Source organism: Clostridium sp. K13, assembly GCF_019734195.1.
In the GTDB taxonomy this organism is placed as follows: domain Bacteria; phylum Bacillota; class Clostridia; order Clostridiales; family Clostridiaceae; genus Clostridium.
This window is the reverse complement of the sequence record NZ_JAASHM010000083.1, coordinates 1-1,043: the sequence shown is the minus strand read 5'-3', so window position 1 is coordinate 1,043 and position 1,043 is coordinate 1. Positions and strand designations below refer to the sequence as shown.

Below are 1,043 nucleotides of genomic sequence, written 5' to 3'. Positions count from 1 at the left end.
AGGATTTATCATGAATGTTTTTTTATTTTATTCAGTTGTAAAATTATTCAAGTATTTTTGCACTATTATAGTATTAAAATATATAATAGGAATTTAAATGAGCCTATTTTTGGTAGATAAAGGTATAGATATATGTTTAGTTATAGTTGAAAATTGACTTGGAGACGTTAATGAATTAATAATTTATAAAAATGATAATAAATAAAATAACAAAAAGATTGTATCCGCTTAATTAATAAATATGTTAGATAATCATGCAGATACAATCCTTTTGAATAATAAGATAGTACAAAAAAAATGTGTCAGGGGGATGACACATTTTTTTATTTAAATAAATGGGGAATTGGGATATTAATATTATTGTCTTTTATGATGAAAATATACAAAAACAAATTCAATAATTTACTTTTTAAGTTTTTAAATTTTTTAATAGTAACATTTAAGTAACTATACCACTTTAAAGTGTGTACTTCTCACTTCATATATTTAAAATTAAAATATATTTATACTAAAAGTTTAGGTGGATAAAAAAATGAATGAAGTAGTACAGTTTTTAAAGAATAATCCAGTACAATATTTAGCTACAATAGGGGAGAATGGTAAAGCAAAGTGTAGACCATTTATGTTTTGTTTTGAAAAAGAAGATAAGTTATGGTTTTGTACAAATAATAAAAAAATGTATATAAAGATATTCAAGAAGATCCATATGTTGAAATTTCAGTATCATCACCAGAATATTCATGGATTAGATTAAGTGGTAAAGCTGTATTTGAAGATAATATGTTAGTAAAAGAGGCATGTATGAGTAATCAAATAGTTAAAGGTCAATATCAAAAAGCAGATAATCCAATATTTGAAGTTTTCTATTTAGAAGATGCTAAGGCTATAATATCAGATTTTAGCGGACAACCACCAAAAGAATATAATTTATAAAAGGTGCTCTAAGTTTTAAGAGCACTTTTTTTATTGTATTTAGAATACCACAGGTTCTACCTGTGGTTCCGGAGAGCTTCTAGCGGTGAGTAGAAATAAAAAAACCTCCG

General features: G+C 24.7%; 1 pseudogene. It reads left to right on the top strand.

Annotation, left to right across the window (positions count from 1 at the left end):
• The first annotated feature begins 532 nt into the window (after positions 1-532).
• Positions 533-933, top strand: a pseudogene (locus HCG76_RS18840) (pyridoxamine 5'-phosphate oxidase family protein).
• Positions 934-1,043: the final 110 nt, after the last annotated feature.